We start from the raw sequence: 25407 nt of genomic DNA, 5'->3' as shown, positions 1-25407 counted from the left end.
TGCTGCCCTTTCTTTAAACGCACGCCGGGCAAAAGAAAACGCAGGGTAAGCTCCTGGCCCAACTATTCCTTGCGGAAGATCACGCTGGCACCCCAGCCGGTGATGACTGCGAGCAGCACGGCGACGAGACCGTAGAAGAGCGGTTGCTGATGCGCTGCCTGGGTAATGAACTGTTCCAGACCAGTCTTGACGACACGCAACGGCAGCGCCTTGGCGGCGACGAAGACACCGTCGCGAAAGAGGTAGGCGCGCACCACGTGGACGCCGTTCGGCACGTTCGCCGGCAGGCGCACCGACGCCTTGAACAGGCTCGCACTGATGAACTGCACCCCGCCCGGATCGCGCTCGTAGACGCCACTCGTTTCGCGGATGCGGCGAAAGGCGTTGCGGAACTCGCCGAGATTGCTGCCGTCGCCGACGAAGCCGAGCGGCACCAGCCGCATGTGATCGACGCCGATGCCCATATTGCCCATCTCGCCGGGCGGCGCGATCGTTTCGATGTCGCGCGTGCTCGACAGCGAATAGGATTCCGGCACCAGCTCGAAGGTCATCGACCGCGTGTTTACCCAGATGCCGAAGACGCGCTCCTTCTTGCGCACCGTCGCATTGTCCTTGGGGCCTTCGAGGGACACGATGATGTTGTACCTGCCCTGGGCCAGCAGTCCCTGGTCGAAACCATCGACGGCGCCGAAGATCGTCAGATCCGCGCCGCGGAAATCCGAGGTGATGGCAATCTCGTCGGTGGAGATGCCGATCTCCAGCTTCTCGGTGAAATCGGCGTTCTCGTCCTGCAGTGCCGCATGGGTCGGAGCGGCGACGGCGAGTGCCAGAAGGGCGAGAGCTGTGCGCGCGAACCGGATCATCAGAAGCCGAGCCCCGCTGATACGACCGAATAGATATCCTTCGGCGGAATGACGAGCTCGATCGCCAGACGAATGCCGACGGCAAGGACGAGCAACGCCAAGAGCGCTCGCAATTGTTCGCCGCGCAGCTTCTGGCCGACGCGCACGCCGTATTGCGCGCCGATGACGCCGGCGATCATCAGGACGAAGGCGAGTACGATATCGACGGTATAGTTGGTCGACGCCTGGACGATGACCGTATAGGCCGAGACGAAGACGATCTGGAACAGCGACGTGCCGACGACGACGTTGGTCGGGATGCGCAGGAGATAGATCATTGCCGGCACCATGATGAAGCCGCCGCCGACGCCCATGATCGAGGTCAGGATACCGATGCAGAAGCCGAGGAAGGCAACCGGAATGACGCTGAGATAGATCTTCGACTTCTTGAAACGCATCTTCAACGGCAGGCCGTGCACCCAATTGTGCTGGCCGGGGCGACGCAGGGTCGTCGCCTCGTTCTTGGCGGCCTTGCGCATGGCGACGATGCTTTCCCAAAGCATCAGACCGCCGACAGTGCCGAGCAGCACGACGTAGAGCAGCGAGATCACCAGATCGAGCTGGCCGAGGCGGCGCAGCAGCGAAAACAGCCAGACGCCGACCGTCGCGCCCACGAGGCCACCGCAGAGCAACACCGTGCCGAGCTTGATATCGATGGTGCCGCGCCGAAAATGCGTGATCGCGCCGGATATCGACGAGGCAACCACCTGGTTGGCGCCGGTCGCCACCGCCACGACAGGCGGAATATTGTAGAAGATCAGGAGCGGCGTGATCAGGAAACCACCGCCAACGCCGAACATGCCGGAAAGAAAGCCGACGGCCGCGCCCATACCGAGAATGATGAGTATGTTCACCGACAACTCTGCGATGGGCAGATAGATCGTCACGCCGGGTCCTCGATATGCCAACGGCCCGCAATGCGGGCAAACCGGTTAGTGTGGCAAGCAATTCACCACGAATGAGGGATTATTCGAAAGGCCGGCACCTCTCCCGAGGGCGAGGCGGCTTCCGTCATGCACTCCTGCAGCGTTGCGCTTCCGCCAGGACATGCCAAGGTCACAACCGGACCTTGATTGCTGCATCAGTTCTTCCCTAGCCTGATTCCGATTAAGGAATTATGCAGCAGGCCCGACATTTCAACCTTTTCAGCCACATGGCAGACGGCTTCGCCACCCGCAACCCGTGTCGCCCGGCTCTGCGGCTTTATTACGGCGCAAGCCCAAGGGTCAGGAATTGCGCTTCAGCAATTCCTTGACCAACTGCTCGGTGATTTCGCCCGTCGGCTCCTGGCCGACCGACTTCTGGAAGGCCTTGATGGCAGCCACGGTCTTCTTGCCCATCTGGCCGTCGGGCTTGCCGGCGTCGAAGCCGTTGTTGTTCAGGATCGCCTGGATATTGCGGACCGCCTTGGTCATGTCGACGCTGGCGGTCTTGTTGGCCGGGCCGACCCAGGCATCCGGAACGTCGACCGTGTTCGCCTTGGCGTCGACCGGCTGCACCTTCCAGGCATCGGCCTTCGCCTTGGCGCTTTCGAGCTGCTCAGGCTTCATCGCCTTGGCAACTTCGTCACGCTTGGCGGCGGCATCCATGTCGCCTTCGCGGGCGGCGGCGGAGAACCATTTGTAGGATTCGGTCAGGTCCTGCGGCACGCCGTTGCCACGCGCATAGAGGACGGCGAGGTTGAACTGGCTATCGCGAATGCCGAGTTCGGCAGCCTTCGCGAACCACTTCGTTGCCTCGGCAAAGTCAGGCGAAGCATCGCGGCCACTCGCCAGCATGACCGCGAGGTTGTGCATGGCGCTGGCATTGCCCTGGCCGGCGGCGGCGAGATAGAGCGCCTTCGCCTTGGAGGCGTCACGCGTTAGGCCCATGCCTTTTTCATACATGCTCGCGAGGCGATACTGCGCCGGAACGACGCCGGCGTCGGCGGCGCGCTGATACCACTTGGCGGCTTCCGCCATGTTTTCAGGAACGCTGCGGCCTTCGCTAAAGCGGGCGCCGATTTCGTAGAAGGCAAGCGGGTCGCCGCCCTTGGCGGCCGTCACCAGGGCTGCCGGGCCGAAGCCTTCCGGCAGCACGATCTCGCTCGGTGCGGCCACCGGCGCCAGCGCGGTCGTTGCCGCGCCCTCGGCCGGAGAACTGATAAGGGCCGCACCACTGGCGGGTGCGTTGCCAGCGGGCGTCGCCTGGAACTCGGAGGCCGCCGAAGCGGTTTTCGTTTCTGCGACCGGCGCGAGCATCGGTGCCTTCTCTTCGGCCGGTGTCGCAATGGTGGTCGTCGGCACGGCCGTCGCCGGTACCGAGATCGAAGCTTCGGATACCTTCGCCGGGGCTTCAACGGAATCGACCGGTGCTGCGACTGCGATTTCGGATGCCGTGACCGGCGTTTCAGCCGGGGCTACGGCCGCGGTCTGCGGCAGAAGGCCTTCGACGATCTTGTTTTCGCGCGATTCCGGCACCGCCTGCTGCTCGATGATCGCGGCCGGCTCCACCGGTGCGGTCTCTTGCTTCTTCAGCATATTGCTGACCAGCGGATAGGACATGATCGCCAGCAGGACCGCGCCGACGGCCATGAGGATGGGCCGGCGGTGACGGGCAAAAGCGCCGCCGATGCCGGAGGTCTTTCCGCTTTGACCGACCTTGTTCAAGGTGTCGGCCTCTTCAACGGCGAGCTGGGCAGCACGGCGGGCGGCAGCGATGAAGTCCGACTTGTCGCCATCGGCAGGCTGAATGCCTGCCTTGTTCATCTGCCCGGCGCGCACGCGTTCCAGGATCTTCTTGACATCGGGAACGCCGGAACCCGGCTCCAGCAGCTGGTTGGCTTCCTCGGGCGCAAGCATTTCGGAGGGATCGATCGACGGGGTCGGCTCGACGAGCTGTCGGGACTGCTCCTGCTCGTGCACCGGCTCGGACCGCTTGCCGGAGAAGCGCCGGGTCAGGCCGGCAAGCAGGCCGGTGCGGGCTGCAGCGGCGGGTTCACGCGCATCTTCGACTTCAACGGTCGAGACCTGCCGGTCATCGGCAAACGCCGTTGCCGGCTCGTCCGTCTGGGCGACCACAGCCTGATCTTCGGCCTGCAGCGCACGGACGTTGCGCTGCAGGTCCTCGTAGCGGTCATCGAGGTCGTTGCCGCCGAAGGGATCGAGTTCCGGCTGCGCTGCCCTCGGCATCTGCGCGGGTTCGCGCAGCACCGGCGTCTCAGCCCGTGCCGGCATTGCCGGCTCGCGATTTTCGATGCGCTCCAGCTTGTCGGCGATATGCACGAGGGTCTCGTGCAGCGCCTCGAAGGTGCGCGCCGTGCGCTCCTCGCTGGAGCGGCTGAGGTCCTCGAGCGTGCGAAGGTCTTCGGCAAGCGCCGAGATTGCGGCCAGATCTCCACCGGAACCCCGCGGAGAGCCGTTCTTGGCATAGGCTTCCATCACCGCTTCGGCCGCCTGGCGAGCGGCCTCGACGATGTATTCGTCGCTGGTCGAGAGGTAGTCCTCGAGCGCGCTCATGCGGTTTTCGAAATCGACGGGCACCGCGCTCGCAGCGACGTCCGCGCGCGGCTGGCTGACCAGCGTCGACAGATTGGCGATCTGCGCTTCGAGGTTCTGCAGGGCGACACGATCATCGAACGGCGCAGCGTGGGTCTCTTCCAGACGCTGCGCGATGCCGACAAGGCGATCTTCCAGCCGGTCGAAGCGCGGATCGGAGGCCGGTTGAACGCCATGGGCGTCGAGTTCGTCGATCCGGCGTGCCAGATAGTCGAGCCGCTCGGCCAGTGTGTCGTTGACGCTGCCCTGGTCCAGGGCCTCGATCTTGCGCGAAATATCCGACAGATAATCGTTGAGATCCGACTGCGCGGTCCTGTTGCTGCGCTCCATCACCAGCGAAAGCTGGTCGAGACGCTCTTCGAGACGGGCGGCCGCCTTTTCGCCGGCGAGATCTTCGACCCGGGCGGTCAAGGCTTCCAGGCGGGCGCCGAGGCCGGAATCGTTCGGGCGCGACAGGCTGTCGATCTGACGGGACAGGTCGCCAAGCCGGCTTTCCAGCCGGTTGACGAAGCTACCGTCGAGACCCGTCGCCGTGCGACTGTTGGCAGCGATCGCGCGGCTGATTTCATCGAGCCGACCGTCGAGATCCGCAAACTGCGAAACGAGACGGCGGTCATCGGGTTGGATCTGGCGGCCCAGCATTTCGATGGCCTGGGCGACGGCGATCAGTTTGTCCTCAAGCGCGTCGACGGCCGAGCTGCCCTTCAGCGAGCCGATCTGCGACTTGATCTCGTCCAGGCGGTAGGCCAGCGCCACCAGCTCGTCGTCGCGGTTCTGATCAAACGCGATCAGCCGATCCTCGACGCCGGTCCAGCGGTTTTCCATGCGGCGCATGCTGTCTTCACGCGCAAGGCCGTCGATCATCGCACGCAGTTCGTCGAAGTCGCCACGCAGCGCGTCGGCCTGGGCGGGCGAGGCCTGGCGGCCGAGCTGCTGGATGCTGTCGGCAAGACGCTGCATGTCGCCGCGCACGTCTTCGGCGAAGCTGTGATCCTGCGCCTGAGCCTTGATGCCGCGAATCTCGGACCTGAGCGAATTCATCTCGCGCGTGAGGCCATCGGTGATGTCGCGCTTCAGGTCCTGGCGCAGACCGACGAGCGCCTCGGCGATATCGTTAACGGCCAAAGACGGGCGCTGCGGCTGGCTGTGCAACGGTTGCAGGCGGGGCTCTTCGGTAAGACGGTCAGAGGCCGGACGTTCGGGAACATAGCGTTCCGGTTCGCGCGCCGACATTCGGTCGCGAAGCGGCGGGCGCTCGCGCGAAGCGCTGAGGCTGCGCTGGCGCTGCATGATTTCGGCGACGGCGTCACGGGGCGTTGCGGGTTCCCTGGCTGGTTCGCGGGCCGGAAGACGCTCGGGAGGCCTTGGCGCCACGTCGCGGGCAGCGCCGCTCATCAGGCCTTCGATCCGCGCCTCAAGTCCTTCGATGGTGCGGTTCAAAGCGTCGAGCGACGGCCGCTCGCTATAGGACTGGCTGCCTGCGCGCTGAGGATTTGATCGCGATCCATTCATGGTGTTCTTCGCCCCTGTCGTCGGCCATCCCGAAAGTCGTCACGGAAGAAAACAGCTTTCCTCACCCCTGTGGCGCTTCCGACGTGGGCAAAGCTACAACGACACGACGCCAGGACCGGTTGCAGCTTTGACCATCTCAACACGCACCTTTCACGAAACGTGGTAAATAAGCCGTTAATCTGCCCAGGATTTTTAACGATTTGGCAGGATCGTACCGTGAGCGCGGGTTGCCGGCGCCCCTTTCGGCTCCCCTGGTGCCGCGACGAAACTTCGCAGCCCGCAATTTTTGACGTTTACGCAAACGTCAAAATTTTGTAGCATCCGGCCAACGATGCGAGACCGCCCTGGAGCATGCCGCTTTCCTGTGGAATCACTGGAAGGGAAAGATGCTCTAGAATCAAAGAGGATGGCGGCGCATCCGGCATCCTGCAACCGGGCGTCGACGACGAGGTACGGCGCCCGAAGCACCAAAAGGCGAGGAAAGCATGCCCATCTACAAAGCCCCGGTCGACGATACCCTCTTCATCCTGAACGACGTGCTCGGCATCGAGCGCTACAACAACCTGCCCGGTTTTGCTGATGCTACGCCGGACATGATCGAAGCGATCGTCGGCGAAGCGGCCAAGCTTGCCGAGGAAGCCCTGTTCCCGGTCAATCTCTCCGGCGACCAGGAAGGCTGCAAGCGCCGCGACGACGGCTCGGTCAGCGTACCCAAGGGCTTCAAGGAAGCCTTCGACCTCTACCGCGAAGGCGGCTGGCTCGGCCTCGCCGTTCCGGAGGAATTCGGCGGCCAGGGCCTGCCCTACACGCTGCACACCGCCGTCGGCGAGTACATGTCGTCCGCCAACATGGCACTGACCATGTATCCCGGCCTCACCCAGGGCGCGATCGCCGCGATCCTGGTGCATGGAACCGACGAGCAGAAGCAGGCCTATCTGCCGAAGATGGTTGCCGGCACCTGGACCGGCACGATGAATCTCACCGAGCCCCATTGCGGCACCGATCTCGGCCTGCTGCGCACCAAGGCAGTGCCCACCGGCAACGGCGCCTACAAGATCTCCGGCCAGAAGATCTTCATCTCGGCCGGCGAACACGACATGTCGGATAACATCATCCATCTGGTGCTCGCCCGCCTTGAGGGCGCGCCTGATGGTGTGAAGGGCATTTCGCTGTTCATCGTTCCGAAGTTCAAGCTCAATGCCGACGGCGAGCCTGGCGACCGCAACGGCGTTTCCTGCGGCGCGATCGAACACAAGATGGGCATCCACGGCAACTCGACCTGCGTCATGAACTATGACGAGGCCGAAGGTTACCTCATCGGTACGGAGAACAAGGGCCTCAACGCCATGTTCGTCATGATGAACGAGGCCCGCCTCGGCGTCGGCCTGCAGGGCCTGTCGATCGCCGAAATCGCCTACCAGAACGCCGCCAACTATGCCCGTGACCGCATCCAGGGCCGCTCGCTTTCCGGGCCGAAGGCGCCGGACAAGAAGGCCGACCCGATCATCGTGCATCCGGATGTGCGCCGCACGCTGATGACGATCCGCGCCTTCAACGAGGCCGGCCGCGCCTTTACGCTCTGGACCGCGCTGAAATCCGATATCGCCCACCGCTCCGACAATGACGCCGACCGCCAGACGGCCGACGACATTCTCGGCCTGATGACGCCGATCCTGAAGGGCGTGCTCACCGACAAGGGCTTCGACCACGCGGTCATGGCACAGCAGATGTTCGGCGGCCACGGCTATATCGAAGAACACGGTATGAGCCAGTATGTCCGTGATGCCCGTATCGCGATGATCTACGAAGGCGCCAACGGCATCCAGGCGCTCGACCTCGTCGGGCGCAAGCTGGGCCTCAATGGCGGTCGCGCCGTCATGGCACTGTTCAAGGAAATCGGCGATTTCTGTGAGGAAAACCGCAACAACGAGAAGCTGGCGAGCTACACCAAAGCGTTGAAGAAGGGCCTCAACGACCTGCAGGCCGCCACCATGTGGTTCATGCAGAACGCTATGGCCAAGCCCGACAATGCCGGCGCCGGCTCGACCGACTACATGCACCTCTTCGGCCTCGTCGTGCTTGGTTACATGTGGGCAAAAATTGCGAAGACTGCTGAGGAAAAACTTGCCTCTGGCGAAACGGCGCGCGCAGACTATCTGAAGAACAAGCTGATCACCGCGACCTTCTTCATGGAAAGGATTCTGCCGGAAACGGCCCTGCGCAAGGCCCGCATCGAGACCGGCGCCGACACGCTGATGGCGCTCGACGCGGCCGCCTTCTGAGCCGTTCGATTTCAAACTGTTTTGACGGGCAGCACCTGATGGTGCTGCCGAAAGGGAGATGAGACATGACGAAAGTCTTCGTTTACGACCACGTGCGCACGCCGCGCGGCCGTGGCAAGAAGGACGGATCGCTGCACGAAGTGCCATCCGTTCGCCTCGCCGCCAAGATGCTGGAGGCGGTGCGTGACCGCAACGACCTTGATACTTCGACCGTGGACGACATCATCATGGGCTGCGTCGATCCGGTGATGGATGCCGGTTCGGTGATCCCGAAGGCAGCCGCCTTCGAAGCGGGCTATTCCACCCGCGCGCCGGGCATGCAGATCTCGCGCTTCTGCGCCTCCGGTCTCGACGCCATCAACTTCGGCGCGGCCAAGATCGCCCAGGGTGCAGACGACATCGTGATTGCCGGCGGCGTCGAGAGCATGTCGCGCGTCGGTCTCGGCATGTCCGGCGGCTCCTGGTTCATGGACCCCTCGGTCAACCTGCCGGCCTTCTTCATGCCGCAGGGTGTTTCTGCCGACCTGATCGCCACGAAATACGGTTTCAGCCGCGACGACGTCGACGCCTATGCGGTGGAAAGCCAGAAGCGCGCGGCGCATTCCTGGGAGAAGGGCTATTTCAAGAAGTCCGTCGTGCCGGTCAAGGACGGGAACGGTCTGACGATCCTCGACCGTGACGAGCACATGCGTCCGGGCACCGACATGCAGGCGCTCGCCTCGCTCAACCCGTCGTTCCAGATGCCGGGCGAAATGGGCGGCTTCGAAGCCGTCGGCATCCAGGCGCATCCGGAGATCGAGAAGATCAACTACGTGCACCACGCCGGCAACTCGTCGGGCATTGTCGATGGCGCCGCAGCCGTGCTGCTCGGCTCCAAGGCCGGCGGCGAGAGCATGGGCCTGAAGCCCCGCGCCCGCATCCGCGCCTTCGCCAATATCGGCTCCGATCCGGCGCTGATGCTGACGGGCCCGGTCGACGTCACCGAAAAGCTTCTGAAGCGCGCCGACATGAAGCTGTCGGATATCGACCTCTTCGAACTCAACGAAGCCTTCGCCGCCGTCGTGCTGCGCTACATGCAGGCCTTCGACATCCCGCACGACAAGATCAACGTCAACGGCGGCGCGATCGCCATGGGCCATCCGCTCGGCGCCACCGGCGCGATGATCCTCGGCACCGTGCTCGACGAGCTGGAGCGTCGCGATCTCAACACCGCGCTCGTGACGCTCTGCATCGGCGCCGGCATGGGCACGGCCACGATCATCGAAAGGGTCTGACGATGGACGTGATGCGCCGCTCTTTTCTCGGACTGATGGGCCTGGGGCTGCTTGCAGCCGCCGGCTGCGTCTCCGACGAGGAAGGCGGCGACAGCTTCACGCTCACCGGTGCGATCACCAATGTCGCCAGCGGCCCGGTTCCGGCCGGCACGGTCACGATCAGGCTCGAAGAGCAGGGCGTGGCTGACGCCGCTGCCAAGCTGATCGCGGAAACCTCCGTCGTCAGCGATGGCAAGGCGACCCGCGTGCCCTTCGTGCTGCAGGTGCCCAAGCCCGAATTGGACAAGGCCGTCGATGCGGGCTTCACCATCCGCGTCGAGCGCGACAGCCGGCTGATCGCCACCAATACCAGCAAACAACGTTACAGCGGCAGATCGAATATCTCGCTGCGCATCGAACCCATTCTCTACTGAGGGGGAGAACCATGACGAATTACACCAATTTCAAGATCGAGACCGACGCCGACGGCATCGCACTCGTCACCTGGGACATGCCTGAGAAGTCGATGAACGTCTTCACCCAGGAGGTGATGGAGGAACTGAATGCCATCGTCGACGCAACGACTGCCGACGCAGCGGTCAAGGGCGTTGTCTTCACGTCCGGCAAGTCGACCTTCTCCGGCGGCGCTGATCTGTCGATGATCAAGTCGATGTTCACCTTCCAGCAGGAAGAGAAGAAGAAGGATCCGGATAACGCCGCCCAGAAGCTCTTCGACCTGGTCGGGCGCATGACCGGGCTCTTCCGCAAGCTCGAAACCTCGGGCAAGCCCTGGGTCTCGGCGATCAACGGCACCTGCATGGGCGGCGCTTTCGAGCTTTCGCTCGCCTGCCACGGCCGCGTTGCTTCCAATTCCAAGTCGGTGAAGATCGCCCTGCCTGAAGTCAAGGTCGGCATTTTCCCGGGCGCCGGCGGCACCCAGCGCGTGCCGCGGCTCACCAATGCGCAGGACGCGCTGCAGATGATGACGACGGGCTCGTCGCTGACGTCGGCGCGCGCCAAGGCGCTCGGCCTCGTGCATGAAGTCGTCGAAGCCGACAAGCTCATCGACGCCGCCAAGGCGATGATCAAGAACGGCCTGAAGCCGGTCCAGCCCTGGGACGAAAAGGGTTACAAGGTTCCGGGCGGCGGCATCTGGACGCCGGCCTCGGCCCAGCTCTGGCCGGCCGCTTCCGGCATCCTGCGCCGCGAGACCTACGGCAACTATCCGGGCGCCGTTGCCATCCTGAAATGCGTCTATGAAGGCCTGCAGGTGCCGTTCGACACGGCGCTCAAGATCGAGCAGCGCTACTTCACCGAGATCCTTCAGACGACCGAAGCCTTCTCGATGATCCGTTCGCTGTTCGTCTCGATGCAGGAACTCGGCAAGGGCGCCCGCCGCCCGGCCGGTGTGCCGAAATCGGAATTCAAACATGTCGGCGTCGTCGGCGCCGGCTTCATGGGCGCCTCGATCGCCTATGTGACGGCTGCCGCCGGCATTGCCGTCACGCTGATCGACCGCGACATGGAAGCGGCCGAAAAGGGCAAGGCCCACTCGGAAGGCCTGGTCAAGGATTCGGTCGGCAAGGGCCGCCTGACCAAGGAAGAAGGCGAAGCGCTGCTTTCCCGCATCACGCCTTCGGCCGACTACAACGACCTGAAGGAAGTCGGCCTTGTGGTCGAAGCCGTCTTTGAAGACCGCCAGGTCAAGAAGGACGTCATCGAGAAGGTCGAAGCGGTGATCGGCGAAGACACGATCTTTGCCTCCAACACCTCGACACTACCGATCACCGGCCTTGCCAAGAACTCCAAGCGCCCCGGCCAGTTCATCGGCATCCACTTCTTCTCGCCGGTCGAAAAGATGATGCTGACCGAAGTGATCCTCGGCAAGGAAAGCGGCGACAAGGCGCTCGCCGTCGCGCTCGACTATGTCGCCGCGATCAAGAAGACGCCGATCGTCGTCAACGACACGCGTGGCTTCTATGTCAACCGCTGCGTCTTCCGCTACATCCACGAAGCCTATGACATGCTGATCGAAGGCGTGCCGCCGGCGATGATCGAGAATGCCGCCAAGATGGCCGGTATGCCGGTTGGACCGCTGTCGCTCAACGACGAAGTGGCGATCGACCTCAGCCAGAAGATCCTCAAGGCCACCGTCGCCGACCTCGGCGAAAAGGCCGTCGATCCCAAGCACATGGCGCTGATCAACAAGATGGTCGACGACCTCGACCGTCGCGGCCGCAAGAACGGAAAGGGCTTCTACGAGTATCCGGTGAAGCCCGCCAAGAAGTATCTTTGGCCGGAGCTGAAGACGCTCTACCCGCAGAAGAACGCCGACAAGATCGACGTCGAAGTGCTGAAGCAGCGCTTCCTGGCGACGATCGCGCTCGAGGCCGCCCGCACCATGGAAGAGGGCATCGTCACCGACCCGCGCGAAGCAGACGTCGGCTCGATCCTCGGCTTCGGCTTTGCGCCCTATACCGGCGGCACGCTCTCCTACATCGACGGCATGGGCGTAAAGGCCTTCGTCAAGATGTGCGACAAGCTTGCCAAGGACTATGGCAGCCACTTCAAGCCGACGGCGCTCTTGAAGGAAATGGCCGAGCGCGGCGAGACCTTCTACGGCCGCTTCGACCCCTACGGCGAGAAGAAACAGGCGGCGTAAGTTCCGCGCATCGAATTGGAAGCAGGCCCCTCGGGGCCTGTTTTCGTTTGGGCGACGGCTCGTCCAAGGCTCATGGCCTAACGCAGCGCCCGCATTCGCGTGACCATCAAGTTGTTATGGTTGCGATGTTAGACCTATTCGGGTTGAAGCCGCGCAAGTGATGAAGCCATGAACAAAGTCCTGCTCCGCCCCGCGATCGCCGGCGACGAACCCTATCTGCACTGGCTGGAAGAGGCCTGCATGCGCGACTATGCCATGGCGCTCTGGGGCAACTGGCGGCCGCGTCCGGCGGATGCGCTTATCCTTGACGAACATCGCATCATCGTTGCGAACGGCGAGGATGTCGGCTGCGTCTCGGTCACCGTGCGCAACGACCATGTCTGGGTCAACAAGCTCTATGTGGCGCCCGGCCATCAGAAACGCGGCAATGGCGCGATCGCGCTCAGGCAGGTGCTCGGCGAAGCAAGGGCGGTTGGCCTGCCCTTGCGCCTCAGCGTCCTGGCCACCAACCCCGCCGTCGCCTTCTACCAGCGCGAAGGTCTCAGCATCTACGAGGAGACCCCAGAACGGCGCATGATGACGTCGCAGGTGCGTTAAGGCTACTTGCACCTCCCGATTGACGGCCTCCCTGCGCGGGCGCATGCTCGCCGGGATCAGAGGGGGACACGCCATGAGCGAGCCTGATCTCTATCTGCTTGGGCGCGCCGGGCCCGAGGAAGAACGCCTGAAGCGACAGATTGCCAATCTTGCCCCAGATTCCGACCAGCAGCTCGAAAGGGTCGGCATCCGGCCAGGCGAGCGCGTCATCGATCTCGGCTGTGGCCCCGGCGGCGTGCTGCACCTGCTTGGCAAACGCGTCGGGCCGACGGGCTCCGTGCTCGGTATCGAGCGCGACCCGCACTTCGTCGAACTTGCGCGCCGTTTCGTCGCCAGCCACGCCCTGCCTCAGGTGGAAGTGCGCGAAGGCGACGCCTATGCGACGGGCCTGCCCCGCCGTTCCTTCGACGGTGCCCATATGCGACTGGTGCTCGTCAACGTGCCACGGCCGGAGCTCATCGTGCTCGAAATGGTGTCGCTGGTAAAACCCGGCGGCTGGATCGCGAGCTTCGAGGCCGATTTTCTGGCGCATATCTGCGATCCGCCGCTTCCCGCCTGGGACCGCCTGCTTGCCGCCTATATCGCCTATTCGGCGGCCAGAGGCATCGACCTCCATATCGGCCGCCGCGTGCACCGGCTGTTCCGGCAAGCGGGTGTCGAGGCGATTTCGGTCGATGCCGTTGCGCATGTCTACCCGCCCGGTCACGACCGCCGGCCGATCCTCAGAGACTTCATCAACAATGTGCGTGACGGCCTGATCGGTGAAGGCTTCATCGACCGCGACGATCTCGACGACGACCTCATGGCGCTGGATCGGCACCTCGCCGACCCGTCCGTCCTCGTCACCTCGCACCTGTTCTTCCGGCTGACTGGCCGGGTGCCCGAAACACTTGTCATGAAGGCCTGAAGCGGCCTCTTGATCGCTCTGCAATCAATTCAGCTAGAGCGTCCTTTGTGCTCCGAACGCACGGCGCTCTAGGCGGCAGCACCGGCGCGACGGTGCGCCAGGCGTTCGCCGACGATGATCAGCAGACCGGCCGCAAAGATCAGGCCGGCGCCGGCAAAGACGTTCGCCGCCGGCACATCGCCCCAGATCAGGAAACCGAGACCGAAGGCCCAAACGAGCGAGGTGTATTCGAACGGCGCGATCACCGAGATCGGCGCCCGACGCATGCCCTCGAACAGCGCGTACTGGGCGATGCCGGCAATCACGCCGGTGCCTGCCATCAGTGCGACGTCGAAGAGCGCCGGCGGCGTCCAGAAGAAGCCGACCGCAAGCCCGGTCATCGCGATGAAGAAGACGTTTGAGATGGTCATCTGCACCAAGGTCGTTTCCTGCAGCGCGGTCTTGCGCAGCATGACGGTGCCGATCGCCCAGAAGACGGCGGCGGTGAGCGCCAGGAACACCGGCAGCGACAGCTTCATGCCGGTGCCGAGCGGGTCACAGGCGATGAGCACGCCGACGAAGCCGATGAAAACGGCGAACCAGCGGATCGGCGGCACGTCTTCCTTCAGGATCGGCACGGCAAGCAGCGTCACGATGATCGGCGCTGCATAGTAGAGCGTCGTCATCTCCGCGAGGCCAAGATCGCGCGCCGCGTTGAAATAGGAAAGCCAGGCCGCGAGCAGCAGCAGGTTGCGCACGAAGAGCGGCTTGATCACCGGAGATGAGATGGCGCTGCGCACCAGCTTGCCGCGGCCGATGACGAGGCAAAGCACGAGAATGGTGATGCTGCGGGTAAACAGGATCTGCCAGACCGAATAGCCGACGACGAGCCATTTGACCGACGCATCCTGCAACGAGAACAGGAAATAGGAAAACGTCGTCATGACGATGCCTGACAGTACGGTCTTGTTCATGGGAGGCCTCGATCGCGCCGGCGGGAGAGAAGCGGCAGCGTCCCGTCTGATAGCGCGGCCGCGACACACGCGGAAGAGGCATTCCCACGGACACGTGTGGCGATTTCTTGCGGGTAGATTCCGGTACTATCGGGCGCCACGCTTGATGGAGATCAAGAGCGGACGCTTGCGCGGCTGGTAGAAGACGGCGATAACGGCCACAAAACCAGGTTCAACGACATGCAGCCGCTCACCTTCGCCCTCGCCGCCCTGATCCTGCTCGCAACGCCGGGGCCGACAAACACGCTGCTCTGGCTGTCCGGCGCCTCTGCCGGTTTCCGCCGTTCGCTGCCGTTGCTCACCGGCGAGCTCGGCGGTTATCTCGCCGTCATCATCCCGGCCGTAGCACTATTGGCGCCATTCCTTGCCGCCCATCCGCAGCTCGGCCTTGCGCTCAGGCTCGTCGCCGCCTGCTGGGTTCTCTACCTCGCCTATGCGCTCTGGACCACCGATGCCGAGCGCAGCGAAGGTGTCGTCATCTCCATCCGCCAGGTCTTCGTTACGACGCTGCTCAATCCGAAGGCGCTGATCGTCGCCCTGGTGCTCTTGCCACAGACTGGACTGGCCGCCGTCTGGCCCTGGATCGCCGGCTTCTCGCTGCTGGTCGTCGCCGCCGGATCGACCTGGATCGGCGCCGGCGCCATGCTGGTGCAGATGTCGACGGGCTTGTCGGTCTCGCATCTGCCGCGACGGATTGCTGCCGTTTGTCTCACCCTTTTTTCGGTGGGCATCGCCGGCAGCGCGATCGCGGCCATGCACTGAGACCCCCCGGAGACAGAAAGGTCTCGGGGGTTCAATGCGCTCACGAGACCGATTGCTGCGTCACGCAGCAACAGCCGCTTCGCCGAGTTCCTCTGCCAGTGCCACACCGATCAATTGTTGCCAACCGTCGCGCCGGTATTCGAGCTTGTCGAGCCCGTCGAGGAAGGCAACCTGTTCGGTGAAGACGAGGCGCGTACCGTTGCCTTCCGGCTGAATGTCGACGGTCGCGACGGACGCCGAGATCCTCTTGTCGTTCTCAGCCATCGTGTAAGCAAAGATGATCCGGCGGTTCTCGACGATGTCGAGATAGACGGTGTCGTCATGATAGATCGTTTCGCCGTCCTGGCTGAAGCGACCGCTCTCGCGACCGCCGACGCGGAAGTCATGGCTGAATTCGGCCACCGGCCCGTCAGCACTGACGAACCAACGTTCCTTCGCGGCCGGCTCGGAGAAAGCCCTGAACACCTGTCCCGGCGTCGCCTTGAAGCTGCGCTCGATGGTGAAGCTCGCATGTTCCACGGATCTGTCGGTCATGTTCTCTCTCCTCTGATGTTCGAAAACCGCTGGCCTTTGCCTAACTGGTTTCATATAAAAACTGCTCTAATTTTGAAAGCAGTTGCACGATAGCTTCACTGATGCGATAATGCAAGCGGTTTTGAAGAGGTGCCAATGAAGGACGACATTCGCTCGGGTTGCCCGATCAATCTTTCGCTCGAAGTGTTCGGCGACAAATGGAGCCTGCTGATCATTCGCGACATGATCTTCGGCGGTAAACGGCACTTCCGGGAATTGCTGCGTTCCCAGGAGGGCATCTCGTCCAACATCCTGGCGGATCGGCTGAAGATGCTGGTCGAGCAGGGCATGCTGACCAAGGCGGACGACCCCACGCACAAGCAGAAGGCGATCTACAGTCTCACGGAGATGACGATCGCGCTGGTGCCGATCATGGCCCAGCTCGGCGCCTGGGGGCGGCGCTATCTGCCGGTCAGCGAAGAGCTCAGTATTCGCGCCGAGCAGATGGAAAACGGCGGTCCGGAACTCTGGGACCGCTTCATGGACGAGTTGCGACACGATCATCTCGGCGCGCTGCTCGATGGTCCGCCGCGGGTGCGCGCTACACTGCAGGCAGCCTATGAAGAGGTGGTGGCAAGAAAGGCACGCGAAAAGGCGACGGCCTGAGGCTATACGAACAGGCACTTCATCCGCTCAGAGCCCGATCACAGACAGCATGACGAAGGTCGCGAACAGCACGAAATGAGTCATGCCCTCAATGGCGTTGGTCTGGCCGTCGTTGAGGTTGATCGCGGCCACGATCAAAGTGACCGCCACCATCACCGTCTGCACCGGCGACATGGCCATCAGGAAGGGCTGGCCGGTATAGAGCGCGATCGCCTCCATGACCGGCACCGTCAGGATCACCGTCGAAAGCGATGCCCCGAGCGCGATGTTGACGACCGCCTGCATGCGGTTGGCGAGTGCCGCCCGCATCGCGGTCATGACTTCCGGCGAGGCAGAGATCACGGCAACGACGATGGCGGTCACCGCCGGCGGGGCGCCGCTCCCCTTCAGGCCCGAGGTCAGCAGCGACGACATCACTTCCGCCAGCACGCCGATCAACACGATGCCAAGGATCAGTATCACGATCGACGGCAGCACCGGCTGATCCGGCCCACCCTGTATCGCGCTCCCCTCGCCCTTCGCCTTCGGATAGCTGTAGCTGAAGAAGTAGCTGTGCACCCCCACCTGCATGCGCAGGAACAGGGCATAGAGGGTGATCATCGCGCCGATGGTGAAGGCCGAATAGAGATGCCATCTCGCCGCCGGCACGAACTCCGGAACGACCATCGAGATGCCCATCGCCGTCAGAATCATGACGCTGTAGGTGCGGGCGGAATCGTCGTTATAGGGCTGCTCTCCATGTTTCAGGCCACCAAGCAGGGCGGCGAGGCCCAGGATGCCGTTGATATCGAGCATGACGGCCGCATAGATCGTGTCGCGCACGAGCGTCGGCGAGGTCTCGCTGGTCATCATGATCGCCAGCACGACGACCTCGACCAAGACCGCCGAGAGCGTCAGGATCATCGTGCCATAGGGATCGCCGACCTTGGACGCCAGCACCTCGGCATGGTGCGACACGCGCAGCGAGGCGAGCACGATCGCCACCACGAGACCGGCGGCACCGAGAAGCGTTGCCAGGCGCCCCATTTCGAGAAGCTCATGCTCCAGCGCGATCCCGGCAATCGCCGCAGCGAGGGCCACGAACAGCAGACGCTCCGATCTCATGCGCGCCAACAAACGTTCCCTCCGATGAAAGCCTGTCCTGCCCGTCACGCGAACTATAGGGGCCGCCGCCCCCAAAGCAAATGACGGAGAAAGGACTATTTTCCTTCGGATTCTTTACCGGTACTTCGCGTTTCGATAGTGTGGTGTCGAACAAACCCAGCAAGTGGCCGCCTGTTCGGCCCGGACCTTTCGCATGTTGTCTCACGGCACGATCTGGCACGCCATCGATGCATTGGCCGAGCGCAATCAGCTCTCGCCTTCCGGTCTCGCCCGCCGCGCCGGGCTCGACCCCACCTCCTTCAACAAGTCCAAGCGCCACTCTGCCGACGGGCGGGAACGCTGGCCTTCGACGGAATCGATCGCCAAGGTGCTCGAGGCGACCGGCGCCACGATGGACCAGTTCACCAGCCTGTTGAGCCCGAATGACACTCAGGCCACCCCGGCGACTGCAAGTGCCGCGATCCCGCTGATCGGCTTCGCCCAGGCGGGTGCCGGCGGCTTCTTCGACGACGGCGGTTTTCCGGCCGGCCAGGGCTGGGACGTGATCGACTTTCCAACAGTGGCGGAACGCCGGACGGGCATCTACGCGCTTGAGGTGCAGGGCGATAGCATGCTGCCACTGTACCGCGACGGCGACACCCTGATCGTCGATCCGGGGGCGCAGGTTCGGCGCGGCGACCGCGTCGTGGTCAAGACACGCGAAGGCGAGGTCATGGCGAAGGTCCTGACACGCCAGACGCCGCGCACGATCGAACTCCTTTCCCTCAACCCGGAGCACCCGAACCGGGGCTTCGAGATCAGCCAGATCGAATGGATCGCCCGGATCATCTGGGCCAGCCAATAGGACGTTCTTCCTGATGCGGCAGCATTTATACTCCCTTGCCGGCGGCATCGCCGCGATCGCGCTTTTCACCGGCATCCTCTACGCGGGTGCAGCCGCCATTCGCGACCGCGAGAGTGCCGCCACGCCGGACTTCGTCCTCGAAACGCCCGACATGACGGAAATCGAGCCGGCGCCGGATGACGCCGAAACGGATGATAACGTACCGCTCGACTTGGGAACACCGACCGACGGCACCGCGCAGCCCGGTGCGGTTACGACCGGCGATCAACCGCAGACGTCGACGACGGAAAACGCCGCACGCGCCATCGAGCCGCAACAATTCGGTCTGCCCGACACCGTCACCGGCGCGCCGCTCGAACGCGCGGAGCCGCGTGCCCCGCTGTCAGAGCCGGAGAAGCAAGCGAAGGCGACCGCCGGGCCGACCATCCTCTATCGCCCCGTGGCGATCGCCGCCGGTGTGATCCAGTTCGACAAGCTCACGCTGCAGATCGATGGCATCGAGCCCGAGCAGGCAGAGAGAACCTGCGAAACCGGGGGGAAGAGTTGGCCCTGCGGCATCGTCGCACGGACGGCCTTCAGAAACTTGCTGCGCGCACGCGCGGTCAGCTGCGACATGCCCGAGGGGAGCGCCGGCGCATCGGCCACCGCTTCCTGCTCGCTCGGCGGGCAGGATCTCGCAACCTGGCTCGTCGACAACGGCTGGGCGACGCCGGTACCCGGCTCGCCGCTCAAGACGCGGGCCGACGCTGCGCGCCAGGCGAAGCTCGGCTTCTATGGCGAAGATCCGCGCGACCTCAGTCACACGCCGATGACGTTCGACGACCCAACCCTCGGCACCGGGATGGACGAGCCGCAGCCAGACTTGTAAACAGCCGCGGCAATTCCCAGCTCTCAACCGTCCAGATCATCTCATTACATCGTTGAAACAGTGAGATGATCCAACTCTTTGAAACTCTGCAATCCGGATGGACACCGCTTCACGCCGTTCCCGGAATTGCGCTACCGCCGGAAAGACCCATGCTGCCAAGCCTCAGCCACCACGAAGCGCTCATCTATGTCATGGTGATGATGTCGGCGGTCGACCGCGAGATGAGCGACGACGAATTCACCCGCATCGGCCGGCTGGTGCAGTTCCTGCCGGTCTTCGAGGGATTCGACGAGGACCAGCTCGTCCATATCGGCCACGAATGCTCCGCCCAGCTCGCGGCTCCCGAGGGGTTGGACATCGCGCTGGAAATCGTGCGCGAGGCGCTTCCGGAAAAGTTCCATGAGACGGCCTATGCACTTGCCGTCGAGATCGCCGCCGCGGACCAGCGCATTCGCAACGAAGAGATCCGGCTGTTGCAATTGCTGCGCGACCGCCTCGGTCTCGACAAGCTCACCTGCGCCGCCATCGAACGAGGGGCGCTTGCTCGCTTCCGCCGGTAGCTCATCATTTCCTGGCGTTCACGCCAAGCTGTCTACAGCGCTGCGCGTCTTATCAGACGCGCAAAGGTCGCTGTAGCACTTTGAATTGCTGCATGTTTTTGACCTTTGATCGGGTACGATTAAAGGAAACATGCAGTGGGCGCTCAATAGATGCCGTTGGGGAAGTAGCGCAGGTAGATTTCCTCGAGCCGGCCGCTGCGCGAAAGCGCCAGCAGCGCGTGGTCGATCGCCTGGGTCAGCGCCGGTTCGGATTTGCGGTTCATGATCGTCAGGCCTTCACCGAGAAAGCGTTGCGAGAAATAGGCACCATCGACGAGTGCGCAGCAGCCCCCGGCAGTCGTGCCTGAGATCCAGAAGGAAAGCTGCAAACCGTCGGAAAAGACCGCCGGCACCTCACCCTTCTGCAGTGCCGTGAGCATGGCATCGCGATCTGGGAAGACCTTGGCCCCGATACTCGGGAAGAACGCCTTGAACATGGCCTCATGGGTGGTGCCCGCCACGACACCGACCGTTTTTTTCCTGAGGTCCTTCGGACCCGTCACGGCGCCGGCCGCCTTGGTGTTGATGGCCAAGCGGGCCGGAAGCCGCATGAAGGCGCGCGAGAAGCCGAAGCGCTGGCGCAGTTCCGGGCCGACGGCGATACCGGCGGCAACCGCTTCGCCCTGCCCCTGCTCCAGCGCCGGCAGCAGTTCCGCATAGGTCACTGCCTGGATCTGGCATTTGGCTTCGATGTCGAGCTCGCGGCAGATCTCGCGCACGAGATCGACGTGAAAACCGGAGAGCTTGCCGGACTGATCGATGAAGTTGAACGGCGGAAAGTCGACCGTCGTCAGGAAGCGCAAGCGCGCAAGGCCCGTGAGATCGGGCTTGGCGATGCGTTCGCGCGCATCGAACAGAATGGGCAGGTCCCTGGGCTGGGCCGCAAGCGGCGTTGCGATCAGGGACGCGCAGAGAGCGAACAGGGAAAGAAATCTCATGGGCAGCGGGCCGGCACGGTTCTTGTCTCAGGGGCGGCGCTTGGAACCGCGGGATGATTCATCGAGCGGTAAAGTAACCGTCCGCAAGGCAACTGGCCATAGGTCTCGCTCGAACGAGGCAAAAGAGGCTTCAGGAAGGATTGGAGCGGGTGATCGGGATCGAACCGACGACATCAAGCTTGGGAAGCTGGCGTTCTACCACTGAACTACACCCGCGATGCCTGCGAAATTTCCCGAACCGGGACGATCTGTCAAGGACCCTTGCGCGGTATCGCACGAGGGTCCCGTGCAAAATCCCTACTCGGCGCGGAAATGTTTCGAAAGCTTCAGGCCCTGGGCCTGGTAGTTGGAGCCGACGCCGAGGCCGTAGAGACCGTCAGGACGCTCCAACATGTGTTCATAGATCAGGCGGCCGACGATCTGGCCATGTTCGAGGATGAACGGCACCTCGTGGCTGCGCACTTCCAGAACGGCGCGGCTACCGCTGCCACCGGCAGAGGCATGGCCGAAGCCGGGATCGAAGAAGCCGGCATAGTGCACGCGAAACTCGCCCACCAGCGGATCGAACGGCGTCATCTCGGCCGCGTAAAGCGGCGGCACATGCACCGCTTCGCGCGAGACGAGGATGTAGAACTCGTCCGGATCGAGGATCAGCTCGTCGCGTCCGCGGCTGTAGAGCGGCTCCCAGAAATCGAAGATCTTGTGCTGCGCCTTCTTGTCGACGTCGATGACCGCGGTGTGGTGTTTGCCACGGTAGCCGATCAGACCCTCCGGACCGGTGCCCTTGAGGTCGATCGACAGCGCAATGCCGCCGCCGCTGACATTCGGGCGTTCGCTCGCCACCAGCACGTCGCTTTCATGCAGCGCCAGCAGCTCCTGTTCGGAGAGCAGCGACTGGCCCATGCGGAAGCGGATCTGCGACAGGCGCGAACCACGGCGCACGACGATCGGGAAGGTGCGCGGGCTGATTTCGAGATAGAGCGGACCGCTATAGCCGGCAGGAATCTTGTCGAACTCCTGGGCGCGGTCGGTGATCACGCGGGTGAAGATGTCGAGGCGGCCGGTCGAGCTTTTCGGATTGGCCGAGGCCGACATGCCCGCAGGCAGCGCCAGGCTCTCCATCAACGGCACGATGTACACGCAGCCGGTTTCAAGCACGGCACCGTCGGTGAGATCGACGACATGCAGCTTCAGCCGGTCGAGCTTGTCGGCGACGAGGTGGGACGGGCCGGGCATGAAGCTCGCGCGGACGCGGAAAGCCTTGGCGCCAAGGCGCAGGTCGAGGCTTGCCGGCTGGATCTGATCGTCATCCAGCGGCCTCTCGCTCTTCAGGCGCCCCGTTTCGAGCAGCGCGGCAATCGCGCGGTCGGCCAAAATCCCAGTATCGCGGGCCATTGCAGTCCTCTTTCCAGTTGCGAGACAAAACCAAACTCCGGGAATTGACGCAAGCGCACCCTAGCAGTATTGAAGCTTTATCCCGTGGTGATTTGGCCGGTCGGCTTGCAGCCACGTTAAACAAGTAGCTAAAAAGGCCGGGTGTCAAACCGGCTCGTTTTTGCGGCCGGTTTTTTTGTTTTTGAAGGTGATCGTCACATGAGCAAAAACTGGCGCCCGGCAACCCAACTCGTCCACGGCGGAACCACCCGCTCCCAGCATGGCGAGACGTCCGAGGCGATCTTCCTCACCCAGGGCTTCGTTTACGAGACATCCGAGGCGGCAGAAGCGCGTTTCAAGGGCGAGACCGAAGGCTTCATCTATGCCCGCTACGGCAGCCCGACCAACGACATGTTCGAAAAGCGCATGTGCATGCTGGAAGGCGCCGAAGACGCGCGGGCCACGGCTTCGGGCATGGCTGCCGTTTCTGCAGCAATCCTCTGCCAGCTGAAGGCCGGCGATCATATCGTTGCCGCCCGTGCGCTGTTCGGTTCCTGCCGCTGGGTGGTCGAAACGCTGGCGCCGAAATACGGCATCGAATGCACCTTGGTCGATGGACGCGATCTCGCCAACTGGGAAAAGGCGATCCAGAAGAACACCAAGGTCTTCTTCCTGGAAAGCCCGACCAACCCGACCCTCGAAGTCATCGACATTGCCGGTGTGGCCAAGCTCGCCAACCAGATCGGCGCCAAGGTCGTCGTCGACAACGTCTTTGCGACGCCACTCTTCCAGAAGCCGCTGGAACTCGGCGCCCATATCGTCGTCTATTCCGCCACCAAGCATATCGATGGCCAGGGCCGCTGCCTCGGCGGCGTCGTGCTTGCTGACAAGGAATGGATCAACGAGAACCTGCACGACTACTTCCGTCATACCGGCCCGGCCATGTCGCCGTTCAATGCCTGGACGCTGCTGAAGGGTATCGAAACCCTGCCGCTGCGCGTGCGCCAGCAGACGGAAACCGCACGCCGCGTCGCCGACTTCCTGGCTGAGCAGCCGCAGGTGGCGAAGGTCATCTACCCCGGCCGCAAGGATCACCCGCAGGCCGACATCATCGCCAAGCAGATGACCGGCGGCTCCACCCTCGTCGCGTTTGAACTGAAGGGCGGCAAGGATGCGGCCTTCGCGCTGCAGAACGCACTGGAGATCGTCCGCATCTCTAACAACCTCGGCGACAGCAAGAGCCTGATCACCCATCCGGCAACGACGACGCACAAGAACCTGACCGACGAGGCCCGCGAAGAGCTGGGCATTTCCGCCGGCACGGTGCGTTTCTCGGCCGGCATCGAAGACAGCGAGGATGTCGTCGAGGATTTCGCCCGCGCGCTTAGGGCCGTCAAAGCCTGAGGCAACGAAAAGATACGGCCGCCACGACAGGCGGCGGCCGTCGACCCCTCGTGGCGCTCATGCAGCGGGCGCCCCGCCATCCAATATGGCTTCACCAGCGGGATCGAGCGGGTTCGAACAGCCGATCCGGATACCCGCAAGCCCTTGCCCCAGAATGGGTATGCACAATCTTGCCGTTATTCTTGACGAAACCATCTTGCTGTAGAATACCCTGAAAGACCGAAGCAAGGTGTTGCCCATGTATCGCGCTTTGACCCGCGACATAGAAGTTACGGTGGAGCCGTACTATCTCGAAGAGCAGTCGGACCCCGATGACGGCCGCTATGTCTGGGGCTATCGCATTGTCATCTCAAACCATTCGGACGCAGCCGTGCGGTTGATGACCCGCTACTGGCATATCACAGATGAGAATGGGCAGGTCGATGAGGTCAGCGGTCCCGGCGTGATCGGCGAACAGCCGCTGCTCAACCCCGGCGACACCTATGAGTATTCGTCCGGCTGCCCGCTGGATACGCCGTCGGGCGTAATGTTCGGCCATTACAGTATGGAAGCGGAAGGCGGAGAGACCTTCAACGTGGCCATCCCCGCCTTCTCACTCGATTCACCCGGGCTCGTGCGTACCCTGAACTAGCTTGATCCGGAGTGGCGCCGGCTACTGCGGACGCACTTCGCTTGCCTCGAAACGATAGGTCGTCGAGCAGAATTCGCAGGTGACCTTCACGGCCCCCTCCTCGATGGTGCTTTCGATATCATCAGCGTCCAGATTGGCGAGCACCGAACGCAGCTTCTCGCGCGAGCAGCTGCAACGGTCAAAGACCGCCTGCGGCTCATAGACGCGAACGCCGCGCTCGTGAAACAGCCGGTAGAGCAAGCGTTCGGTTCCGACCATCGGGTCGGTCAGCTCGTCGGTGTCGATCGTCTCGACCATCACCTTGGCTTCCGCCCAGAGATCGTCATCCTCGAAGACGCCTTCCCCGTCATCGCCATCGCCGCCGGAAAGATCAGGCTGGCGCATGCGCTCCGGCGCTTCCGGCAGGAACTGCGCGACCATGCCGCCGGCACGCCAGCGATGGCGCGGCTTGCCGCTTTCATCGCGGTCGAGCAGCTCGGCAACGCCGAGCCTGACCTTGGTCGGGATCTGCTCTGACTGGCGGAAATAGACGCCAGCGATTTCTTCCAGCGTGGCGCCGTCCAGCGCAACGATGCCCTGATAGCGCTGAGTATGAGCGCCCTGGTCGATGGTGAAGGCGAGTACGCCCTTGCCAAGCAGTTCATGCGAAAGGGTGCGGCCATCCTTCTCGGCGTCGGCAAGCGCATCTGCATCGTAGCGGGCATAGGCGCGCACGCGATCCGGCGTCGAGAAGTCTGCGACGACGAGATCGACCGGACCATCGCCTTTCGTCTGGACGATCAGCTTGCCTTCGAACTTCAGCGAAGTGCCGAGCAGAACCGTCAGCACGACGGTTTCGGCAACGAGCCGCGCGACCGGAAGCGGATAGTTGTGGCGCTCCAGAATTGCGTCGAGCATCGGGCCGAGCTGCACGGCGCGGCCGCGCACGTCGAGGCCTTCCACCTGGAAAGGCACGACGTGATCGTCACCGGCGAAGTCGAATTCACCAAGCCCTGGCGTCATGTCAGTCATGTCTTGCTCCTTGCCTCAGCAACTGCGTTGCGCCGGGGACATTCCTGTCC

At 63.3% G+C, this 25407-nt stretch carries 22 protein-coding genes, 1 tRNA gene and 1 riboswitch; of the genes, 13 read left to right on the top strand and 10 right to left on the bottom strand.

Annotation, left to right across the window (positions count from 1 at the left end):
- Positions 1–62: 62 nt before the first annotated feature.
- The 3 genes from ACTJKM_RS26410 to ACTJKM_RS26400 all read right to left on the bottom strand — a co-directional run bounded on the left by ACTJKM_RS26410 (position 63) and on the right by ACTJKM_RS26400 (position 5950).
- Positions 63–863 carry a TIGR02186 family protein gene (locus ACTJKM_RS26410; protein ID WP_057248127.1) on the bottom strand — a complete coding sequence of 267 codons (801 nt, stop codon included), beginning with the start codon at positions 861–863 and terminating at the stop codon, positions 63–65.
- The gene (locus ACTJKM_RS26405) at positions 863–1789 is read right to left on the bottom strand and encodes a sulfite exporter TauE/SafE family protein (RefSeq protein WP_057248126.1); all 927 of its coding nucleotides are present in this window, start codon (positions 1787–1789) and stop codon (positions 863–865) included. Before ACTJKM_RS26405 ends, ACTJKM_RS26410 begins: the two co-directional genes overlap by 1 nt.
- 339 nt (positions 1790–2128) lie before the next feature.
- Positions 2129–5950: a peptidoglycan-binding protein gene (locus tag ACTJKM_RS26400; protein ID WP_058329042.1), complete on the bottom strand. Its 3822-nt coding sequence runs from the start codon at positions 5948–5950 to the stop codon at positions 2129–2131.
- Between the two features lie 485 nt (positions 5951–6435).
- Between ACTJKM_RS26400 and ACTJKM_RS26395 the strand changes: the two genes are divergently transcribed.
- The 6 genes from ACTJKM_RS26395 (at position 6436) to ACTJKM_RS26370 (ending at position 13651) form a co-directional block, all read left to right on the top strand.
- Positions 6436–8232, top strand: a complete 1797-nt coding sequence (locus tag ACTJKM_RS26395; RefSeq protein WP_058329043.1) for an acyl-CoA dehydrogenase C-terminal domain-containing protein — start codon at positions 6436–6438, stop codon at positions 8230–8232.
- Between the two features lie 65 nt (positions 8233–8297).
- A complete protein-coding gene (locus ACTJKM_RS26390; protein WP_058329044.1) occupies positions 8298–9506 on the top strand; it encodes an acetyl-CoA C-acetyltransferase in 1209 nt (402 codons plus the stop codon).
- Positions 9507–9517: 11 nt separating this feature from the next.
- Positions 9518–9919, top strand: coding sequence for a YbaY family lipoprotein (locus ACTJKM_RS26385; protein ID WP_156437035.1), 402 nt, complete (start codon positions 9518–9520; stop codon positions 9917–9919).
- Positions 9920–9930: 11 nt separating this feature from the next.
- The gene (locus tag ACTJKM_RS26380) at positions 9931–12147 is read left to right on the top strand and encodes an FAD-dependent oxidoreductase (protein ID WP_058329046.1); all 2217 of its coding nucleotides are present in this window, start codon (positions 9931–9933) and stop codon (positions 12145–12147) included.
- A gap of 168 nt (positions 12148–12315) precedes the next feature.
- A complete protein-coding gene (locus tag ACTJKM_RS26375) occupies positions 12316–12744 on the top strand; it encodes a GNAT family N-acetyltransferase (protein WP_058323596.1) in 429 nt (142 codons plus the stop codon).
- Between the two features lie 73 nt (positions 12745–12817).
- Positions 12818–13651, top strand: a complete 834-nt coding sequence (locus ACTJKM_RS26370; RefSeq protein ID WP_058329047.1) for a methyltransferase domain-containing protein — start codon at positions 12818–12820, stop codon at positions 13649–13651.
- 68 nt (positions 13652–13719) lie between these two features.
- Here ACTJKM_RS26370 and ACTJKM_RS26365 read toward each other — a convergent pair whose 3' ends face one another.
- A complete protein-coding gene (locus ACTJKM_RS26365) occupies positions 13720–14604 on the bottom strand; it encodes a DMT family transporter (RefSeq protein ID WP_058323598.1) in 885 nt (294 codons plus the stop codon).
- Between the two features lie 219 nt (positions 14605–14823).
- Here ACTJKM_RS26365 and ACTJKM_RS26360 point away from each other — a divergent pair, with 219 nt between their 5' ends.
- Positions 14824–15405: a LysE family translocator gene (locus tag ACTJKM_RS26360; RefSeq protein WP_440661275.1), complete on the top strand. Its 582-nt coding sequence runs from the start codon at positions 14824–14826 to the stop codon at positions 15403–15405.
- Positions 15406–15465: 60 nt separating this feature from the next.
- On the opposite strand, the gene ACTJKM_RS26355 is transcribed toward ACTJKM_RS26360, so the two are convergent.
- Positions 15466–15939: an SRPBCC family protein gene (locus ACTJKM_RS26355; RefSeq protein WP_058323600.1), complete on the bottom strand. Its 474-nt coding sequence runs from the start codon at positions 15937–15939 to the stop codon at positions 15466–15468.
- A gap of 135 nt (positions 15940–16074) precedes the next feature.
- On the opposite strand from ACTJKM_RS26355, the gene ACTJKM_RS26350 reads away from it, so the two are divergent.
- The gene (locus ACTJKM_RS26350) at positions 16075–16584 is read left to right on the top strand and encodes a winged helix-turn-helix transcriptional regulator (protein ID WP_057248115.1); all 510 of its coding nucleotides are present in this window, start codon (positions 16075–16077) and stop codon (positions 16582–16584) included.
- Positions 16585–16611: 27 nt separating this feature from the next.
- Here ACTJKM_RS26350 and ACTJKM_RS26345 read toward each other — a convergent pair whose 3' ends face one another.
- Entirely contained in the window at positions 16612–17700 is a 1089-nt protein-coding gene (locus ACTJKM_RS26345; RefSeq protein ID WP_082615702.1) for a calcium:proton antiporter, read from the bottom strand.
- A 181-nt stretch (positions 17701–17881) separates the two neighbouring features.
- On the opposite strand from ACTJKM_RS26345, the gene ACTJKM_RS26340 reads away from it, so the two are divergent.
- The 3 genes from ACTJKM_RS26340 (at position 17882) to ACTJKM_RS26330 (ending at position 19960) form a co-directional block, all read left to right on the top strand.
- Positions 17882–18532 (top strand): S24 family peptidase, encoded by a 651-nt coding sequence (locus tag ACTJKM_RS26340; RefSeq protein ID WP_057248113.1) that lies wholly within the window; start codon positions 17882–17884, stop codon positions 18530–18532.
- Positions 18533–18545: 13 nt separating this feature from the next.
- Positions 18546–19400 (top strand): thermonuclease family protein, encoded by an 855-nt coding sequence (locus ACTJKM_RS26335; RefSeq protein ID WP_058323601.1) that lies wholly within the window; start codon positions 18546–18548, stop codon positions 19398–19400.
- A gap of 149 nt (positions 19401–19549) precedes the next feature.
- On the top strand, positions 19550–19960 hold the full coding sequence (locus tag ACTJKM_RS26330; protein ID WP_058323602.1) for a tellurite resistance TerB family protein: 411 nt from the start codon (positions 19550–19552) through the stop codon (positions 19958–19960).
- 143 nt (positions 19961–20103) lie between these two features.
- Here the strand turns inward: ACTJKM_RS26330 and ACTJKM_RS26325 are convergent, their stop codons facing one another.
- The 3 genes from ACTJKM_RS26325 to ACTJKM_RS26315 form a co-directional block, all read right to left on the bottom strand.
- Complete coding sequence (locus ACTJKM_RS26325; protein ID WP_057248110.1) at positions 20104–20937, bottom strand: transporter substrate-binding domain-containing protein; 834 nt, start codon at positions 20935–20937, stop codon at positions 20104–20106.
- A gap of 141 nt (positions 20938–21078) precedes the next feature.
- Positions 21079–21153, bottom strand: a tRNA-Gly gene (locus ACTJKM_RS26320).
- An 81-nt stretch (positions 21154–21234) separates the two neighbouring features.
- The gene (locus ACTJKM_RS26315; protein WP_057248109.1) at positions 21235–22332 is read right to left on the bottom strand and encodes a 2'-deoxycytidine 5'-triphosphate deaminase; all 1098 of its coding nucleotides are present in this window, start codon (positions 22330–22332) and stop codon (positions 21235–21237) included.
- A gap of 74 nt (positions 22333–22406) precedes the next feature.
- Positions 22407–22485, top strand: a riboswitch (SAM riboswitch).
- Between the two features lie 45 nt (positions 22486–22530).
- Between ACTJKM_RS26315 and ACTJKM_RS26310 the strand changes: the two genes are divergently transcribed.
- Both ACTJKM_RS26310 and apaG read left to right on the top strand, forming a co-directional pair.
- Positions 22531–23715 carry an O-succinylhomoserine sulfhydrylase gene (locus tag ACTJKM_RS26310; protein ID WP_058329049.1) on the top strand — a complete coding sequence of 395 codons (1185 nt, stop codon included), beginning with the start codon at positions 22531–22533 and terminating at the stop codon, positions 23713–23715.
- Positions 23716–23953: 238 nt separating this feature from the next.
- A complete protein-coding gene (gene apaG, locus ACTJKM_RS26305; RefSeq protein ID WP_057248107.1) occupies positions 23954–24346 on the top strand; it encodes a Co2+/Mg2+ efflux protein ApaG in 393 nt (130 codons plus the stop codon).
- A 21-nt stretch (positions 24347–24367) separates the two neighbouring features.
- Here the strand turns inward: apaG and ACTJKM_RS26300 are convergent, their stop codons facing one another.
- On the bottom strand, positions 24368–25357 hold the full coding sequence (locus ACTJKM_RS26300) for an Hsp33 family molecular chaperone (RefSeq protein WP_058323604.1): 990 nt from the start codon (positions 25355–25357) through the stop codon (positions 24368–24370).
- Between the last annotated feature and the right edge of the window lie 50 nt (positions 25358–25407).

It is taken from the genome of Ensifer sp. 22460 (genome assembly GCF_052044935.1).
In the GTDB taxonomy this organism is placed as follows: Bacteria; Pseudomonadota; Alphaproteobacteria; order Rhizobiales; family Rhizobiaceae; genus Ensifer.
This window is presented reverse-complemented; position numbering and strand designations above follow the sequence as displayed.

What these genes read in the sequence shown, in the direction of transcription:
- ACTJKM_RS26410 (WP_057248127.1), bottom strand. Translation starts at nt 863, where the DNA reads ATGATCCGGTTCGCGCGCACAGCTCTCGCCCTTCTGGCACTCGCCGTC.
- ACTJKM_RS26400 (WP_058329042.1), bottom strand. Translation starts at nt 5,950, where the DNA reads ATGAATGGATCGCGATCAAATCCTCAGCGCGCAGGCAGCCAGTCCTAT.
- ACTJKM_RS26395 (WP_058329043.1), top strand. Translation starts at nt 6,436, where the DNA reads ATGCCCATCTACAAAGCCCCGGTCGACGATACCCTCTTCATCCTGAAC.
- ACTJKM_RS26390 (WP_058329044.1), top strand. Translation starts at nt 8,298, where the DNA reads ATGACGAAAGTCTTCGTTTACGACCACGTGCGCACGCCGCGCGGCCGT.
- ACTJKM_RS26385 (WP_156437035.1), top strand. Translation starts at nt 9,518, where the DNA reads ATGCGCCGCTCTTTTCTCGGACTGATGGGCCTGGGGCTGCTTGCAGCC.
- ACTJKM_RS26380 (WP_058329046.1), top strand. Translation starts at nt 9,931, where the DNA reads ATGACGAATTACACCAATTTCAAGATCGAGACCGACGCCGACGGCATC.
- ACTJKM_RS26375 (WP_058323596.1), top strand. Translation starts at nt 12,316, where the DNA reads ATGAACAAAGTCCTGCTCCGCCCCGCGATCGCCGGCGACGAACCCTAT.
- ACTJKM_RS26370 (WP_058329047.1), top strand. Translation starts at nt 12,818, where the DNA reads ATGAGCGAGCCTGATCTCTATCTGCTTGGGCGCGCCGGGCCCGAGGAA.
- ACTJKM_RS26365 (WP_058323598.1), bottom strand. Translation starts at nt 14,604, where the DNA reads ATGAACAAGACCGTACTGTCAGGCATCGTCATGACGACGTTTTCCTAT.
- ACTJKM_RS26360 (WP_440661275.1), top strand. Translation starts at nt 14,824, where the DNA reads ATGCAGCCGCTCACCTTCGCCCTCGCCGCCCTGATCCTGCTCGCAACG.
- ACTJKM_RS26355 (WP_058323600.1), bottom strand. Translation starts at nt 15,939, where the DNA reads ATGACCGACAGATCCGTGGAACATGCGAGCTTCACCATCGAGCGCAGC.
- ACTJKM_RS26350 (WP_057248115.1), top strand. Translation starts at nt 16,075, where the DNA reads ATGAAGGACGACATTCGCTCGGGTTGCCCGATCAATCTTTCGCTCGAA.
- ACTJKM_RS26340 (WP_057248113.1), top strand. Translation starts at nt 17,882, where the DNA reads ATGTTGTCTCACGGCACGATCTGGCACGCCATCGATGCATTGGCCGAG.
- ACTJKM_RS26335 (WP_058323601.1), top strand. Translation starts at nt 18,546, where the DNA reads ATGCGGCAGCATTTATACTCCCTTGCCGGCGGCATCGCCGCGATCGCG.
- ACTJKM_RS26330 (WP_058323602.1), top strand. Translation starts at nt 19,550, where the DNA reads ATGCTGCCAAGCCTCAGCCACCACGAAGCGCTCATCTATGTCATGGTG.
- ACTJKM_RS26325 (WP_057248110.1), bottom strand. Translation starts at nt 20,937, where the DNA reads ATGAGATTTCTTTCCCTGTTCGCTCTCTGCGCGTCCCTGATCGCAACG.
- ACTJKM_RS26315 (WP_057248109.1), bottom strand. Translation starts at nt 22,332, where the DNA reads ATGGCCCGCGATACTGGGATTTTGGCCGACCGCGCGATTGCCGCGCTG.
- ACTJKM_RS26310 (WP_058329049.1), top strand. Translation starts at nt 22,531, where the DNA reads ATGAGCAAAAACTGGCGCCCGGCAACCCAACTCGTCCACGGCGGAACC.
- apaG (WP_057248107.1), top strand. Translation starts at nt 23,954, where the DNA reads ATGTATCGCGCTTTGACCCGCGACATAGAAGTTACGGTGGAGCCGTAC.
- ACTJKM_RS26300 (WP_058323604.1), bottom strand. Translation starts at nt 25,357, where the DNA reads ATGACTGACATGACGCCAGGGCTTGGTGAATTCGACTTCGCCGGTGAC.